This is a genomic window from Prosthecobacter sp., assembly GCF_014879935.1.
Classification (GTDB): Bacteria; Verrucomicrobiota; Verrucomicrobiia; order Verrucomicrobiales; family Verrucomicrobiaceae; genus Prosthecobacter.
On sequence record NZ_JACSRD010000169.1, the window covers coordinates 52,221 to 71,367 of the forward strand.

The 19,147-nt window shown below is 61.1% G+C and carries 1 protein-coding gene; it reads right to left on the reverse strand.

Annotated elements, in window-relative coordinates; genetic code table 11:
* Positions 1–276 precede the first annotated feature (276 nt).
* Entirely contained in the window at positions 277–19,050 is an 18,774-nt protein-coding gene (locus IAE77_RS17225) for an autotransporter-associated beta strand repeat-containing protein (protein WP_294228976.1), read from the reverse strand.
* Between the last annotated feature and the right edge of the window lie 97 nt (positions 19,051–19,147).

A 19,147-nucleotide genomic window follows, 5' to 3' on the forward strand; every position in this document is an offset into this window, starting at 1 on the left:
TAACACGCTGATTCAGAGTGGTTTACGAAAACAATAAGCCTCGTCTTTATACCCCTTCTTCACCTAGCCCGGCCTGCGGCTTTGACCGGCATTTTGCCGGAGAGAATTGCCCCGGCCACGGCCATTTAAGTTCTTAGCGAGATCGAAACGGCCCGACGGAACGCCGGTCAACTGGGTCATCACTTCCATTTCGCTCCCCGTGGAGCTGCCTGGCTGTTCGCAATCATCTCGCCACCAGGAAACGAAAGTTCCCAGTGGCAGACGAATGGTGCCCTCTCAAGCACGCGCGCGGCGGCGGCGCATCAGCAATCCAAACAAGCCAAGCAGGAGGAACAATGCCCTGGAGGGCTCTGGCACAACCACCAGAATGCCGTAACTGTCGAACACACTCGTGTCCCAGGCGAAACCAGACAACGCGCCCGAGAAGTCCTCCAACTGAAGATTGGCGAGGCTGAAGGCACCGCCGCTCATGGTTGAGAGCGAGTTTTGGTCTGTGGTGGAAGCCTTGGACCAGTCGAGGAGGTTGAAGACGCTGCCGTAGGTCACCGAGGTCAATCCGTTCAGTGAAACTGCGACGCGCACATCGCCAGTGGACGTGTTCCCAAGAACGATGGTGCCACTGGCGGAAATGTAGTCATGGCTGCCCGCTGGTGCATTGTTCCAGGTGGTGTCAGCAATGCCTCCGGACAGCGATGCCAGATAGCCGGCTGCATCGCCGCCGGGATTCGCCTGATACCACGCGGCGAAACCTGCATCGATCGAATCGGCCGAGGTGACACCCAATTGGATCTGCGCGGTGTTGGCTGCCGTGATGGAGGTGGCGGCTGTGAAGGTCAGCGTCTTGTTGCTTGATGCGGCAGCGCCCTCACCCGGTGCCAGAATCGTGTCGCTTCCGAGGACAGCGCTTCCGGCAATCGTTCCTGAGCCCGCCAATGTGGTGTCGCTGCCACTCAAAGTGACATCGCCGGTGCCAGTGCCCGAACCGGAGGTATTGTTCACTTCCAGGACGCCCGCCAGAACGCTGACAGGACCGGAAATGGTGTTGGCGGCGGTCAGTTTGAGCGTTCCTGCCCCGGCCTTGCTCACAGCACCAGCGCCTGCCACCACGCCATCAATCGTCAATGTTGTGGAGGCCGCCGTGTCGAAGGCACCACCTCCATTGGCGACGGTGACACCGCGGTTCGCGCTGAGTGACATGGTGCCTGTGGTCTTGAGCGTCCCCTGAGTGCTGCCACCGCCCACGGTCAGTTGATTGGCGACAAACGAGCCCGGTGTCGCCCCCAAATTGGCCTCCGACGCGACCTGGAGAGCTCCATTGCCGATGGTTGTGCGTCCGGTGAAGGTGGCGCTGTTGTCGCCGCTGAGAATCCAGGTGCCCGTTCCGACGGAACTCTTGAAGAGGCGCTGGGAACCGGTGATCTGCCCGCTGATTTCGCCATCGCCATCGCCCCGCAGCACAAAATCCTGGGTCCCCGCAGAGAGGTTCACATTCCCGCTGACGGTCAGTTTGCCCGAATCAGAGTTGAAGAGGACGCGGTTGGACCCGTCCGATCCCGTGTCCACCGTGACATTCGCGGTCCAGGTGTTGTTGCCACTCTGATTGTTGAGCGTGGAGCTTCCACCCGCGCCTGCTGCCAGTGCCAGCGTCTCACCCGCCACCGTGATTCCACCCGAGAGCGACAGGGTGCCGCCCGCCGCCACACTGGTGCCGTTGGTGGTGCCACCCAACGCACCTCCATGGCTGACTGCGAGCACGCCAGCCGAGACCACGGTCTGTCCCGTGAAGGCATTGGCGGTGTCGAGGATCAAAGTGCCCGTGGTGGTCTTGGTCACGGTTGCTCCACCGTTGACCTCATTTAGATTACGAAGGGTTCCAGACTGGGCGTTGAACGTGATCGTTGCCGCAGCACTGCCGATGTTCCCGCCGGTCATGTCCAGGATGCCACCGTCGAGGGTGACGGTGTTGTTCTCGGTTCCCAGCCCGTTGGTATACTGGATGTTGCCACCCACTGTGAGCTGCCCGCCTGTGACTGAAATGGTGGCCGTGGCTGTGTTCAAGGCACGGAGAGTAGTCTGTCCCATCGTGAGGTTGTTCGTGACCTCGAATGTGCCGCCACTGATGTTGAGAGTGGAAGTGGCGGTGTTCGCACCATTCACGGCCGCAGCGGTCGAGTTGTTGGCACCCATGGTCAGCGTGCCGACGGTGGTGGTGCCACCGGAAACGTTGACCGTGGCGTTGGTGTCAGAGCCAGCGACGTTGGTCGCCCCAGAGACAGAAAGAACACCCATGGTCATGGTGGTGATGGTGTTGGTTCCGCTGCCACTGATGTTCACGGTGGAGACGGCGTCGCCCGAAGTGCTGGCGGTGGAGACCGAGTTCGTACTCATGGTGACCGTGCCCGTGGTCACCGCCCCGCCGGCAAGATTCAGCGTTCCAGTCACAGTGGCAGTCGTCAATGTGCTGCCCGTGCGAGCCGCCAGATTGATGGCGGTGGCATCCAGCACTCCCGTGTCAAAGGTGAACAAGCCGGTGCCGCCTCCGGTCGTTCCTGCGCTGCGTCCGCCGATGGCAAGGGTGCTGACAAGGAGGTCCGCATTATGTCCGGTGAAGTCCACGGTGCCGAACAGGGCGGCAGAAGTGCTCGCCGCTCCATTTTGCACATTCATCGCGGAACGGGACACGCCATCAAGACCACGGACAACAATCGTGCCAGTGGTGCCATTGAAGTCCAAAGTGCCGCGCGCGCGGTTTCCTGAACCACCAATCGTGATCGTGGTGGCATTGAAGATGTTGGCACCGCTGCCCAGCTTGATGGCCTGGGTCACCGTGCTGGTGTCAGGGCTGTCAGAGGTGATGGTGGTGGCGATGATCGTGCTGTTGGCAGCCAAAATCAGGGTGGAGCCAGCAGCCGTACCACCACCGGAATTGGTCGGTGATCCCACACGGAAGGTGCCGGTGCCCAGATTGGCGTAGAAAGTTCCAAGGCCGCTCATGTCCAAAGTCCCCGCATTTGAAATGCTGGAGGTGGCACCGTTGCCCAACTGGAAGTTCGCGTTGGTCGGGGCACCAGCGGCACCGATGGTCAACGTGCCGTCAGCACCGGTGACGGTGAGCTTGGTCGTGGTGTTGGCAGCCGAGTTATAGCCGACCGTGAAGGAACCGTTGATCCGCAAGGTCTGGCCGGCACCGATGGTGATGGTGTTGGCGACCGAATTGCTGGTCTGGGCAACGAATGCGCCGCCAAAGGTGGCGCTGGCGTCCAGTTGCATGGCCAGAGAGCTGGTGCTGCCGGCCGCCGCACCGAGCGTGAGGCCGTTGGTGACTGCGGAGAGATTCTGAGCCGAGGTGAACACCAGTGCACCTTCATTCAACACAGTGTTGCCACCATAAGTGTTGCTGCCGGCCAGAACCAACGTTCCGGTGCCTGACTTGGTCAGCGCAAAGGTGCCGGCACCGTCATCCATCACACCGCCGACGGTGAGAGTCTTGCCCAATGTGACCGTCGTGACGGAAACGTCGCCGCTGAGAGTGACGCTGCCAGTTCCGACATTCAGATCATCCGTACCCGTAAAGGTAAACGCTCCGTTCCATTGCTGGGCCACATTCCCGGACAGAGTCAAAGCGCCGCCGCTGATGTTGTCGAAAGTGGTGCCACTTCCGATGGTGAAAAGACCCGAGCCGAGAGCCCCGGCATTGTTGAGATGCAGCGTACCCCCAAGCAGGCTGAAGCCACCGCTGTAGGTGTTCGTTCCGCCAAGCACCAACGTTCCAGCACCGGCTTTGGTGAGCACCCGACCGTTGCCATTGTCACTGATGACGCCTCCCACAGTCAGCGTCTGGCCGTTGACCGTGACGGTTGTGTGGTTGGGCATGGTGACCGCGCCGGCACCCAGGTCCAGCGAGCGAGTCCCGGTGAAGGTGAAGCTGCCGGCCCAGTTCATGGCGTTGCCGGTGGTCAAAGCCACGGCGGACGCTCCGGTGCTGTCGATCGTGGTGCCAACGCCGATCGTGAACAAGCCGGTTCCCAGCGCGGTCGCTGAATTGATGTTCAACGAGCCGCCGGAAAGCATTAGTCCGCCCGCACCGGAATTGTTGCCCGAGAGCGTGACCACCCCGGCTCCAGACTTGGTGACAGAACCTGTGAAAACTGTGTCTCCAGCGACCACCAAGCCGGCGCCTGTTGCCGAGACAAGCCACGTCTGGGAACTGCCGATGCTCAAGGGGGCCGCAATGGTGACGAGTCCCGCGTTGTCCTTGATCTCAATGCCTGCGGTGGTGCTCACTGGGACCAGCGCCAGGCTGCCACCCGTTCCCGGATTGATGGTCACAGCGGTGACGGTGGCGGGCACGCTTTCAAACACGAGGCTGTCGATGGTGAACGCAGCATCGAGAGTGGTGGCGATTTCGGTGCCACTGCTGAAGGGCGCTCCAGCGGCACTGAAGACGACAGTGTTGCTGGCTTGCGGGACCTGGGTGGCATCAATCAGACCTGCTGCATCTGTCGTCCAGTTGGCCGCCGCGGAACCGAGCGTGTTCCATGAGAAGTTCTGTCCACCGCGCCAGTAAACCGGCACAAACGGGGTGGCATCCAGAGTGACCAAGGTGTCTGTTTTGTTCAGTACCAGGTTCCAGCCGCTGATACCGGTGCCCAAGATATAGCTGGCGGCGTTCAAACCACCGGTGGCGGTGATGAGGTTGTAAGTTCCGGCCGCGATGCCGCTCCCAGCACTGAAGAAGTCCAGGATGATCGTCCCTGTCGCGGTGGCGGCATTGAGCACCGTGAGGCTGTCGTTGGTGATCCCGTCCAGATCGAAGCCAAGTCTGGCACCATCGTTCAAAGTCAGCGCGGCAAGGCCGCCCAGCGCCTGCGCCGCTCCGTTGCCAAAGTTCATGACACCCGTGGAAGACACTGTCAGGGCACCGATGCCGTCAGTGCCAAATTCAGCACGCAAGGTCCCGTTGCTGACGGTGACCTGCCCGCCATTGAGATCGGTGGTGCCACCCAGAACGACCGTTCCAGCCCCCGTCTTGGTCAGATTGCCGCTGCTGGACGGATTGACACCGCCTGTGAACTGGACTGTTCCGAGCGAGTCACTGGCGTTCAAGGTGGCACCTGACGCACCGACGGTAAGAACACGGTTGTTTCCGAGATCCACATTGCTGGAGCCTGTATAGCTGAGAGTCCCGCCATTCACGCTGATCGTGTTAGTGCCAGATCCGTCCCCAAGATTGCTGCTGCCTGAGAAGAACAGCGTGCCGGCGGTGACGCTGACAGCTCCACTGAAAAGATTGGCACCGGCAAGCGTGACGTTGCCAGCGGTCGTCTTGTTCAGGCCGACAGAACCCGCCAGAATGGCGCTGACCGTGCCGTCACGGAGATCATATGCAGCCGTCGAGGTAAGCACGCCCGTGGTGCCCGTGATGCTACCAGCCTGCAGGCTCACGGTTGCCACAGTGTCGTTGAAGGTGGCGACATTAAGCGTGCCGCCATTGACGGTGACATCGCCAGCATCGGCGAGTGCGTTGCTGAGGCCCAGCGCAAGGGTCCCGGCAGTGACGGAGGTGCCGCCAGTGTAGGTGCTGGCCCCCGTCAGGGTCAGGGTGCCTTCCCCAGTCTTGATGATGCCCCCCGAGGTGTTGCCACCATTGAACACAACGGCTCCGAACGTGGCCTGGGTCGTGTAGGTGGCTGTGTTGTCACCAAAGGCCAGCGTGAGGACATCCGTGTTCAGGTACCCTGTTCCGGGGTTGGTGATGGTGATGCTGGCGATCTTGAACGTGCCATTGCCAGTGCCATCATCCACCATGTTGGCGATAGCAGTAGCGCCCACGCCGCTGCCTCCGGTGATTTTGATCAGCGGCGCACCGATGTAGCCGCTGCCCTGGTCCACAACCGCAATGCTGGCGACACCTTCTCCTGTGGGAGCGAGCAAGGCAGCGGGCAACGTGGAATTGAAGCCGTTGGTGTCGATGGTGAGCCCTCCGCTGTAAATGTAGGCTCCGCTGGTGGCTGTGTGTGCCGCATTGGCGAAGACTCCCACCAAAGTCGTGGTGGCGGCATTGGTGACGAGTGTGCCGCCATTGACATTGAGCAGTGAAATGTTTCCGGAACTTCCGGTCCCGGCCCCAACAGCAATGCCGCCAGTGCTGGTACGAATGGTTCCTCCGGACAGCAGGTTGATGATGCCGACATTGTTCACGGAGTTGGCATTTCCCTGCATGAGGGTGATGGTGCCAGCGGTTCGGTTGATCAAACCTGAGCCGCGCACATTGACCACTGAATATGCATTGGCGACGTGGTTGAGCGCGAAACTGCCGCCGGCATTGTAAGTGCCGCCGGAGATGTCCACCAACGCATTACCGCTGCCATGGCCAATGACAGACCAGGTGGCCACGTTCATGGTGCCCCCAGTCTGCACAAACACGCCTGTGGCACCGGCAAAGTTGTTGCCAGCGGCGGTCAACCGGGCCGTGTTGAGCACTCCGCCTGACAACTGGTAATAACCGTAACCACCCGCCACATTGCCCAGTGCGAAGCGATTCGTCCCGTCCGTCCCTGTGATTGTGACGTTGCTGCCGGACTGGTAACCCGCGCCTGCGGCAGTGGCATTGCTGCCAAAATCCAGATCCGCACTGGTCAGGTCTGCTCCGCTGTTAATGAGCAAGCGACCACGAGAGGCCGCAGTGTCACCCACCACAATCCCACCCGCACCCGTATTGGTGCTGCCGCTGATCAACAGCACGCCATCGCGCACGATGGTCGCGCCGGTGAAGGTATTGGTGCCACTTAATGTGAGGGTTCCCGTCCCCGCTTTTGTCAGCCCGAGCGTCGCGGCGGCGGCGTTGGACATGCTGCCCGCGAAGGTGGTGCTGGTGGCATCCCCCACCGTGAGAACCACGTTGCCGCTGGCTGCTCCATTGACCAGGTTCGCGCCGGCGACACCGCTGAGAGAGCCAATGGTCTGGGCAAATCCATTCAGCGCCAAGGTTCCGGAGGCACCAATGGTGTAAGCCGAGGTGGGATTGAACGCATTGGCCGCCCCGCCGGCAAGAATACCTGCATTGACATTGGTGGCTCCGCTGTAGCTGCTGGTGCCAATGACACGCAGAATACCGTCCCCAGCCTTGGTGAGGCTGGCTGTGCCGCTGATGCCGCCACTGACGGTCAGGGCCGTCGCTGCATCTGTCACGGTCCAGGTCTGATCTCCCCCAAGAACCACCGGAGCGGAAATGGTGACCGACGGCGCAGCTCCCGTCTGCACCTCGATGCCGTTGGCGATGGTGAGGCTGCCGCCTGTGCCCGGGGCGATGAGGATCGAGCCAAGCGGGCCGGAGCCGAGGGAGTTGTTGAAGGTCAGGTCCGCAATGCTGAACACAGCATCCAGAGTCGTGTTGATGTTGGTGCCAGTTTGATTGCTGGTGCTGAAGAAGACACTGCTCGCTGCGCCCGGCGTCCCGTTGGCGTTCGTGGTGCCCGCCAGATCGCTGGCGAAGTTGGTGTTGATGCCATTCATGCCGATCCAACTGTTGTTGATCGTGCCGTTCCAGTAAATGTCTCCACTGGAGGCCGCTGCGGAGAGCTGCACAAGAGTGTCGGAGGCATTCAAACTGAGCGTGACGCCCGTCAAGGAGCCGCTCAGCTTGCCAATCGAATACGTGGCGTTGTTGAGCCCCCCTGAAGCAGCCAGCAGGTCGTAGTTCCCCGCGCCGAAGCCGGACAGGCCCGTCAGATTGAACACCACCTGGTTGGCCGTGGTGGCAGCACCCGAGGTGAAGAAATGGTCGTAGTCACTGGTCGAGCCAAGCTCAAGCCCGAGGATGGCGGTTCCAAGCCCCGCGCCGAGGTTCAGCGGCCCCGCGCCGAGATCCACTCCCTGGCCTGCTCCATTGACCACATTGAAGGTGGCTCCGGCAGCAACCACCAGGCCGCTGGTCTGAAGAGGAGCAGAGGTCGATCCGGTGATGTTCAAAGTACCGCCATTGACGGTGGTGCTTCCCGTGTAGTTGATCACCGCGCCTGAAAGAGTGAGACTTCCGACACCTGATTTGACCAGCGCAAGCTTGTCCTCGTCTGGATTCGCTCCGCCGACATCTCCGGAGAACGTGGTGATGACCGATTGGTCAATGGTGAGAACCGAAACTGTGGAACTGCCACCCACGATCTTGTTGGCGGTGCCAGTTCCTGCGGTGCTCAGCGATGCCACCGTGAGATCTGAAGCTCCCGAAGAGTTCCCCAGGCGCAAAAGGCCGGAAGTCGTGCCGCCGCCGAGTGTCAGGTCAGTCAACGAGGACAAACGATTGTTCGTTCCACCGTTGAGGGCCAGGCCACCATCCACAATGTTCGTGTCTCCCGTGTATGTGGCGACCGACAAGGCTCCGTCCAACGTCAGCAGACCGGCGCCCCGTTTGGTGAAGCTGCCCACGCCGCCGCCCAGGCTCTTGCTCACGGTGAGATCGATCCCGTTGGTATCCAACGTGCCGCCGCCGGTGAGAAGCGTGATCTGGCGCTCGGTGAAATCGTCCCCCGACCAGCCACTCGACAGACGCAGGGTGCCGCCGCCGAAGACAAGCTGGCCGCTGCTGCCGCCGATGTTGTCGAGATCGCCGATTTCGAGGACGCCTTCGTTGATCGTGGTCTTCCGCGCCCCCCCGCCTGCGGTGTTGGTGCCTGTCAGCAGCAATGTGCCACGGCCTGATTTTGTGATGTCCGCGACGGACACCAAGGTGGAGTCAATGACAGCCGAGAGCAGCGGAGTGGTCGCCGATGACGAAGGATTCACGACATAGAACAGATATTCGTTGGTGCCGCCCACGGAAATGCCGTTGTCAAAACCGCCGAGAGTGACGCCATGCACCGATGATGCCGTGGCAGCCGTGTTCAGCGTGAACAGGAAGGCACCGCTGGTGACCTGAAGCGCCTGGCCGCTGCCGGAACCAGTGACATTGAGGGTGGAGGCCGCTGTGTTGTTGTTGTGAATCACCAGCGCGTTCACAGTCGTGCCGCTCAGCGCTGTCAGGTCGGTGGTGAGGCTTTCACGCACGTTGCTGGTCGCTGCGGCGGCCGCGTAGGTGTCGTACTCGGTGGCAAGATTCAGGGGGCGGAAGCCTGCGCCTGAATCATAAGTGACAAGGCTGTCGCCCATGTCGTTGACTGTGGCCGTCGCTGAAATCGTCTGACCGATCGCCCAAGGCACGATGCTGATCGTCTTGCTGCCAGCGGCGCCCGCTCCACCCACCAAACCACTGATGAAGGTGGTCTGATTCGTGGCGTCACCGATGCGGAACTGGTTACGGTCACCAGTGGTGAGACCCAGCGCACGACCACGCGCCATGACAGTCGCGTTGTTGTTGCGGATGAAATTGCTCGCGATGATTTGCGCGACGCCCGTCGTCCCGCTGGCCTCTCCGGTCAGATAACTGGCACCAGACTGGAACACCAGATTTCCAATCGTCTCATTGGTGGAGGCATTCTGATTGGTGCGGATGGCAAGGCCACGGACAACGAGCTCACCTGCAAAGGTTCCGGCCGCCGAGTTGAGCGTGACGGACGCCGAGTCCAGGATGCGGGTGCCTGAGCGCGTGCCACCATTGTTGTCCAGCAACAGGGCGCCACCATTGTTGATGACGAAACTCGACGCATCCACCTGTCCCACGCCACTCATCTGGAACAGGCCGCCATTCACCACAACGGTCCCCGTGAAGCCCGTGCTGATGTTGGTGAGATTGAGGTTGCTGTTGCTGAGCGAACCCAACGTCAGGACGCCGGAGCCGGTGAAGAACCCTGCATAAGTGGTGTTTCCTCCCAAATGATTGATCGTGAGATTGTTCCCGCCGAGGGCCACGACGCCAAAGTCACCATCGGTCCCCCTCTGCCCGCCTTGGAGGCGGCCGATCGTCTCGTCAGCCAGTAATTGGAGGGTGGAACCCTTTAACGTGGCAAGAGAGACCAGCGAAGTGTCTCCGATGGCATTGCCACCGGAAACCTGGAGAATGCCTTCCAACAGTTCCGTGCCGCCCGTGTAGCTGTTGTAGCCAGCCAGCAACATGGTCCCGGTGCCAGCCTTGGTCAGCGTCTGGCTGCCGGAAATGGCTGATCGGAGCTCAAAGGTTCCTGAGCTGTCCTGGATCACGATGATTTCGCCGATTCCGCTTCCAATGTAAGCGGAGGCAATGCTTCCGCCGGTGATGCGTGAGTTTCCAGTGACGTTGTTTGTCACCAGAATGGCACCACTGCCGAGGCTGAGAGTGCCTGCCGCGCTGACATTCAAGGTGGACCCGGCGACCGCGTCGAAACGCAGGGTGTTGATGAAGTTGTTGGTCACCGTGCCTGTGAATCCAGTGCCTGCGTCCGTGATGTTGTCGCCGGCAACCCAGGTGGAGACGTCATTCTTGGTGGTTGAGACAAGGCCCGTGACGTTGTCGCCGGTCTTGGTGGCAAACCAAGTCCCGCTGGAATCCTTCACCGTGGCAAAACCGCCCAGAATGCCATTGGTGAGGCTGGCCGTGGTGGTAATCCCGTTCGTGCTGCTCTGGGAGCCGACGGGAAGGTTGAAGCGGACCACGCCCGCACGCGCGGCGGCAACACGAGTGATCGAGCCCATGTTCAGCACCGCCTCGCGACCGACGCCCGGATTGACGGTGATGGTGCTGGAACCGCTGCTGGCCAGGGTGAGAGTGCCGATGCTCTGGGCGATGTTCAAGCCCGCGTTTCCAGTGATGAGGAGGGTGCCGCCACGCAGGTCCAAAGTGGTCGCGGTGCGCAGCTTGGTGGCGGTGTTGGCGGTGTAGTCGAGTTCCAGCGTACCTTCGTAGATGATCGTGGAGCCGGTGGCGTTCAGGCCGCTGTTGTCCCCTTTCAGGGTCACCGTTTCGACCCCGAACTTTTCGAACGTGTTGCTGCCGCTGCTGGCGAGGCTGGCGTTGATGGTGCCCTCATACACATCGAGATTGCCGGTCACCGTCAGCACGCCCACACCATTCACGATACCTTCACGGTCCAAATTGCGATTGCCCAGAATGAACTCGCTGACCGAAAGGCTGAAGGCCCCCATGTTCAGCACACCCGAGGCGCCGCCTGCGTCCACACCGATGCGCAGACCGTCGAAATCGGTGGCGAGCACCGCTGCATTGGCACCAAGATTGATCACGCCACCTGCCGTGGCACGCAAAGACGCATCAGCACTCAGAGTGGCCGTGCTGAACGACAAGGCACCGGTGCCATTCAGGTTCAGCGTGGCCCCTGCGGTCACGGTGAAGTCGTCACGCACCCGGAACACACCGCTGTTCAGATTTAGAATCGTGGTGGCACCGGTCAGGCTCAGGTCGTCGCCGATGCGGGTCGTGCCGGTGGCATGAGTCCAGGTGCCGCCGTTGACAGTCAGGTCGGCCGCGTCACCCACCTGGGTGATGCCGCCTGTGATCACGCCAAGGCTGCCAGCGGTGCCGGTCAGCGTGAGTCCGTTGTCCGTCGCCTGCGTGATGGCGCCACTGTAGGTGATGCTGGCCCCGCCGGTTCCGTCGGCCGAGAGAGTCGATGAAGCCGTTGTGGAGATGGCACGATTGGTGGACTGGCTGGTGGAGCCAGTGAACCGCAGAATGCCCCCCGCCAGGGAAATGGTGCTGCCCTGACCGAGGCTGCTGGCGGCGCCCCCGGCATTGGTCACGGTGTTGAATTCGACGATGCCCTCACCCAAGGCGAAAGCGCCGGTGAAAGTGTTCAGCCCGGCGAGGCGGACTGTGCCGTTGGTTTGAGCCCACGCACCCGCGTCGTCATTGATGGCCAGTGAATAGCCGCTGCCGCCGTCGCTGATGACGCTGTTGATCGTGAGCACGCGGGCGGCGTTATTGGAAAGCGAGATGCTGCTGTTCCCTCCGAGCAGCACTCCACCAGTCAGGTTCAGTTTCGCCAATGTGTCCACGAGGGCCACCCGGAGACTTGCTCCCGTGCCACCAGCGCCGAGGGTGACAAGGCCGTTCTGATTCACCGTGAAATCGGTGACCTGCGTGGTGGTCGTATTATCCACCTGGAATTCTCCAACGGCACCGGCGGCTAGGTTCAGGGTGCCTGCACGGTCGATCGTCCGGGCGTCCACCCCCTGGACGATGTACCGTCCGAAGCTGTTGAAAGTGATGTCATCTGGAAGCACTCCCGCGCTGGCCGCCGCAGCGATGGTGACCGTGCCCTCATTGAAGAACAAGTCCCCGTCCCAAGTGCCGCCGGCATTGTTGATGGTGAGTGTGCCCCCGATTTGACTGCCGCTGGAGACGGTGTTGTTGCTGTCAATGGTCAGGCTGCCATTGCCAGTCAATGCACCGGAGAGCGTGATGTTGCGGGCTGTGTTTGCAGCCGGACCGTTGTTTTCAGCCATGTTGATGAAGGAATCACCGCTGACGTTCACCGCGCCGCTGTAGGTCTGGTTGCCCGTTCCGGCCGAAAGCGTGCCACCACCGAGAGTCAGGTCGTTGGCGACTGTCCCGGCCGTTCCATTGTAATAAAACGCACCGCCAGAATTCACCGTCACAGGGGCGAGGTTCCCGACGGCAAGAGTTCCCAAGGCACCGACATTGGTGATCTCCAGATTGCCACCGTTGACGGTGAAATTGGCCCCTCCGGATCCGTTGAACGTAGGATCAGAGGCAGCGGAGAGGATGACTTTGCCCGAGCCGGTCTTGACGACTTGTTTGTCGCCCAGGAGCGCTCCCGAGATGGTCAAAACGGATGCGGAATCCGCCACCGTCCAGGTTTGATCCGTGCCAAGCCGGAATGGAGCGGAGATCGTGACGGAGGCAGGCCCTCCCGCAGTGATCGCGACCCCGTCCGTGTTGTTCTGCGGCGCCACTTCGAGGCGATTGGTGCTGACCGCTCCAGACCCGATGGTGACGGACGCAGGAGTGGAAGTTCCGGCTTCAAAAGTGAGCGAGTTGATCTTGAAGTTCTGCTCCAGCGTGGTGGCTACCGCGCCGGATGCTGAATCAATGGCGAAAATCACATCGGTGCCCTGTCCGGGAATGGTGGTGGCGAGTGTGGTGTTGCCCTTGTCCTGGGACCAGTTGTTCAAACTGGCATTCCAAGTGCTGTCCGTGCCCCCGCCAGCCAGGCCACGCCAGAAGAGGTCACCTGTGATGAGATCACCTGTGGTGATGATGATCTGGTTGGTGGTGGAGTTGGTGGTGAGATTGATCGAGGTGAAGCCGCCCGGGGTCCCGCCGAGAACGTAGTCGCCAATGCTGAGCGGTCCGCCAAGGAACCCGCCTCCGATGGCGGAGGCATCCAGAAGGACATACTCCTGGTTGGGGTTCAGCCCCGCATCCGTGAGGTTGAAGGAGATTTTGTTGCCTGCGAACAAAGAAAGAGTGCCGCCGCCAATGAGAGAAAGAAGATCCGTGTTGAGATTGTCACCAGGGGTCGTGCTGTCGCCCACGTTGAGATTCAAAGTGGTCAGAGTGCCGCCAGTGGAGCCGAGTTGAAGGTTGATCAGGCCGTTCAACCGGTTGCCAGCACCGTCCAGGAGGCTCAGCGTGCCGCCATTTTCAACCACGACGTTCGTGATGACGCCCGGAGATGCAATGCCGCCAGTGAGGGCGAGGACACTGCCGCTGTTGACCGCTGCAAGGGAAGTGGTGCCGTTGACCGGCGATGCCAGGGTCAGAGTGCCGCCTTCAACGCGAGTCGCACCCTGGTAACCGAGACTGAGGCCGGCGGCGAAGGTCGCGCTGGTGTTTCCCAGTTTGACGATCGACAGAGCACCCGTGCCGCTGTTGGCAATCGAGTAAGCGCCCGAACCAGAGCCAAAGTTCACTGCGGTGTCATTGGCCCCGAACCGCAATGTGGCGGCCAGGTCCGAGGTGTTGTCGATGACAACCGTTCCATCCGTGGTGGCGGTAAGCGTGGTGATGGTCTGAGTGGTGCCATTCAAATCCACGGTGGCCGTGTCGAAGGTCGCAAGCTCAGGACTGAGGGTGAGGCCGGTGTTCGCGGCAGTCGCCGACGGAATGGCGTTGTCTGCAGTGAATCTCAGAGTGCCGCGGTCCAGGTCCAACGCGCTGCCCGCCTGATTCCAGTTGGAGGTGGCACCATTGGTGCCCAGCGTCAAAATGCCATTGCCTGAGAAGGTGATGTTGACGCCGAACGCGGTGCTGGTGGTGAAGTCACCATTGATGATGGTTTCGCCATTTCCGCCCATGGTCCACGCGCGAGTCGCGGTCAGGGAATTGGCCAGAAGACCATTGAAGGTGACGGCTTTCCCCGCCGCAACGCTGTTGCTGAGGATCACGTTGTTGGCGCCCGCGGCAAGGTTGTTCGTCCCGTTGAAAGTCAGGCTGTAGTTGCCGATGAAAGCGCTCGTCGCGTTGTTGCCAAGGTTGAGCGTGTTGGCAAGGGTGCGATCTCCGCCGTAGGCGAAGACATTGCCGTTGGAGATGGTGAGCGTCGCACCGATGGCGGTGTCACTTCCAATCCCCAGCGCACCAGCACCCACCGTGGTCGTGCCAGTGTAAGTGTTGCTGCTGTTCGTGAGGATCCAGGTGGCGCTGCCATCCACCGTCACGCTGAGAACGCCCGCGCCGTTGTCCGTCAGCGCACTCGTGATCATGTTGTCAGCCGTGTTGGATCCACGAAGGGAAAGCGTTTTGTTGCCAGTCTCCGTCGTGTCATGAGCCACATTGGTGAGAATGAGGGGGCCCGAGCCGTCGGCGTGGATCTGATTCCCTGCCGTGGTGCCACGAAGGCGGATTTTGCGGTCGCTGGTTTCACCGGAGCCGACATACTGGAGGATGCCGCCAGTGGTGGTGGCGTTGCCAAGGACAATGGCGTTGCTGTTGTCCATGGTCACCCCGTCAGCCCCGACGCCGCTGGACCCGCTTCCAGTGCTGCTGCCGAGTGAGGTGACCACCACCGTGCCCGCCTGCACCTCCGTGGTACCAGTGTAAATGCTGGCACCGGTCAGGCGCAGAACCCCGGTGCCGTTTTTCAGGATACCCCCGCCCGCACCTGAGAGCACGCCGCTGAGGGTGGCAAAGTCGCCTCCGGTGTTGGTGTTGCTGTTCACGGTGATCGTGCGAACGGCGGCACCGAGATCGATGGCATTCGTGAAGATCACTTCCGACATGGCACTGGCAGAACCGAAAACAAGGGCCTGCGTGCCACCCGTGCCGACGAAACCACCGCTGCCCCAACTAAGGCCCGCACCGCTGTTCAAGGTGACCGTGAGCGGCGTGCTATGAGCGGCAAATCCGCCACCACCAGTCGTGCCGCCCCATGTAATGGTGCCAACGCCCGCCGTGGCACTGACCGCCAAATCACGGGCCAAGGTGCCCGACATTTGAAGGATGCCGGAAGTTGTGGTGCTCCCCAGCACAAGCGGACTGTTCGCAGGCAGCGCCCCATTGGCATTAAGTCCCAGGATGCCGTTGGCGACGGTGGTCGCTCCAGTGTAGGTGTTGTTGCTGTTGCCCAAATTCCACTGGCCAGCTTCTTGTTTCGTGAGGCTGGTGGCAAAGCCTGTGCTGTCCGTCAGTTGCGGATTGAATGTGTTGTCGCCGGTCGAGGTCCCCGCGAGGAAAAGCGTCCGGTTCGCGTTCGTCCCATGGACGATGGTGCCAGTGTTGCCCCAGATGATGGCATTGTTGTTGGAAACGGTCGATGACAGCGTGGCACCGGTACCTGAGAGTGTGAACAGACGGTCGGTGGTCGCGGATCGGGAGCCCAAGGTGAGGGCTCCTTCGATGATGCTGCCACGATAAATGATGCCCCCGGTGGTGCCGCTGAACACCAAGTTGGACGCGGCGTTGCTGGAGGCGCCGATGGCGCTGTTCTGACCGCCGTTCGCCAGGTAGTCCACTGTCACCGAGCCTGTGGTGCCTCCGATTGTGGTGACGCCAGTGTAGTTGCTGATCCCGCTCCAAGTCGGCGCTCCCGTGGTTCCGAGTTTGCTCACATTCAACTTGCCGCTTCCCGTTTCATTAAAGCTGCCGGCCCAGGTTCCAGCACCGGTCTGCACGACAGTGACATCCGCCGACCCGATGTTTTGAATCGTCCCGGCCCCGTCGAGCGCAGCCACGGTCGGATTGGCCGCAAATGCCACGCCAGTGTTGAAGTCCAGTGATGCATTCTGCCTGATCACCGTGGCAACGCCTGCGGCGGCGGCCAGACGGGCATTGAGCCCGTTCAGTTCAATCGTCCCTTCGTTGATGTTGACGGTGCCCGTCTGGGCATTCGCGGCAAAGAAAACAAGCGTTCCAGCTCCATTTTTGGTCAGCCCACCTGTCTGGGCCGAACCAATGTTGATGGGATTCGTCGCAGAGCCGATGTTCAGCACATCCGAGGCACCATCCACCCGGATGGCGATGTTCGTGGCCGCCGCCGCCCCCAGGATGAGCCGGGAAGTTCCGCTATCGCTCACGATGGACGCCGCGCCGCCAGATTGCAGAATGCCCCCGGTCGAGACGGTCAGATTGCCGCTCATGGTGAGGGTCTTGCTGTTGGTGACGAGAGAGGACACCGTGATCGCGGCGCTCGAAAAGCTGTCCGTGAGCTTGTTGTGCACCGCACTTGTCAAAGCGGTGGCGGCCTCGCGGAAGTTCCCGGATGCTCCGTAAGTTGGGGCCACCACCTGCGCCGAGCCGTTGATGACGGCGAAGTCAGCGCCATTGAGATACAAATGCCCCAGGAAGTTGGCCGTCCCAGGCAGGTTGGTGGCGCTGGTCGCCGCCTGTCCTGTGAGGGTGATGATGCCTCCACTCGCCCCCGAGGTGTCAAAGTTCACGCTCGATGCAGCAGCAGTCGCCCCCAGGCTCGTGAAAGTCAGGCTGGCTGCGGCATCATTGCCCAGAAGGCGGATCGTGGCGGCCCCTGCCGTGGGAGTAAGGGCACCCAAGGTTTCCGTCGTTGCCGCACCTGAGAATCCACGAAACTCCAGGGTGCCGCCGGCTGTTCCCGTGGTGGTGTTGCCACTGAACACGATGGTGTTGGATGCCGCTTCCTTGATGACGTCGGAAGCAGCAGCCGTGGCGCGGAGTTTGATGGTGCCGTTCTGAATCGTTGTGGCACCCGCATAGGTGTTTGCTGCGTTCAACACCCACGTTCCGGATCCGATCTTCGTCACGCCGCCAGTGCTCGGGGTGGTTTCCACCGGAATCACCACGTTGATGATGTTGTCGGCGGCGTTCGTGCCACCCAGAATCAAGGCACCCGTGGTCGCGGCAGCGATCTTGGTGATTGCCCCGTTGAGAACCACCGGATTCGAACCCGTCTGATTGGCGTAGATTGAGTTGGACCCGGAGGTTGTGTTTAGAGTGATGGTTTTGCTGGTTGTAAGGCCTGCGGCAGTTGGTGTGACGCCAGTGCCACCGATGATCAGGTTGCCGCCAGTCGTCGTGGCGTTGCCCAGCGAAATCGCCGAGGTGTTGTTGTTGATGGAACGGAAATCCGTGATCTGGACGGCGCCGGCGGTGATGTTGGTGTTCCCGGTGTAGGTCGATGCAGTGCCGATGATCGTCAGGTTCCCGCTGCCGGACTTGGCGAGAACATGGGCAGCTCCGCTGGCAGTGATGCTGCCGGTGATCACCGTGTTGCCATTGCCCCCGATGGTCAGAGTGCGGGCGGTGGTGTCGCTGTTGCCCCAGGCACCTGCGGTGAAAAGCAGGGTGCCACCCATGTTGTTCGTGATGGTGTTGGGGTTGGTGCTGGACTCCTGAGTCCATGCCTGAAAGGTGAACCCGTAGCCATTTCGGCTGTTGAACGTGCCGGTGGTGTTTGCGGCGACGCGATAGGTGCCCAGCGTGATTGTGCTGTTGATGCCCTGCCCACCCAGGCCAGGACCCGCATACACGGTGGAGGAGGCTCGCTGATAGACGTTTTTGCCGGAAGTGAGGCTGTTGAAGTTCAGGCTGTTCTCGCTGTGGAACTCCAGAATGCCGCCGTTCAGATCGATGGCGCTGGGATCATCCCCAGAAACCGTGTTGGTCCCAAAGATGCTGGTGCTTCCGGCTGTGAGCTGGGTGACGAGGACCGAACTTTCCTGTCCGGTGCCTGACGCACTGATCCGCAGGGTACCGCTGAAGCCGGAAGTGCTGGACGGATTCCAAAGAATCGTGCCACCACCCGCTTTTTCGATGGAACCGGTCCCGGCAAGCACGCCGGTGAGGTTGAAATTGCCGCTGCCCGCACTGTTGATGCCGCCGAGGGACAGAAAGGTGGTGGCGGAGGTGCCGCCGGTGTTGACCGTGCCGGAAAGGGAAAGGGTGCCGTTGACGCTGTTGATGGCGCTGTTTCGGAGCGTCACGGGAGCCAGCGGGCTGATGGCAGTGCTGATCGTCCCGGACAGCGTGTTGTTGCCGAGGCTGATGATGGCGGCGCTTCTCTGGCCGATCGGACCGCGACCTTCCATATTGACATTACGGGAGAAATCGAATCCCGCCGATGTGCCGTCGAGAACCAGGGAACCCCCGCCGAAACCGTAAAGCGTGGTGTTCTGCGGAGTCGCGTTCGTGGTCAGGATTGAGATGGCGGAAACGTCCGCTCCCAAAACCCCTGTGTCACTGATGATAAGCGTGCCATTGCTGATCGTGGTCACCCCCGTGTAGGTGTTGCCTGCATTCCCCAGGCGGAGGGAGCCGCCTCCGGTCACTGTCAGGCCATCAGTGCCTGCGATCAGGCTGTTGATGATGGCAGAGTCGCCGAGCGACGTGAAAATACCTGCATTGGCACCCGCCAGCGTGAGGGACGTGCCGCCTGTCAGCGTGTAGCCGGAACGCCAGAACTGCAGTTGATTGGCCGTCAGCGCCCCGGTCAGCGTCACCGTGTTCAACGTGGGAGGGAACGAGAGCGGCCCCGTGAAAATCGCGATATCTGAGCTGGTGTCACCCCAGGTGGTCAGCGCTCCGGCGGGTTCCGGCCACCAATTGGCAGTAGTCGTGTCCCACGCTCCGCCACCTCCCAGGCCGTCGCCGTTCACCGAATTGCCAGCGTCACTCGCGTCACCGCCGTCCCAGTAAAACGTCGCTGCTTGCAGCGGCTGGCCTACCTGCCAGGCAAACAACAAAACGGTCATCAGGAAGCCGACTGACTGCTTTCGAGAGCGCAATTGGTTGATCATAAATAATTTAAATTTTGGCGGACATGCAGTTTAAACCGACATGAGTGGTGAA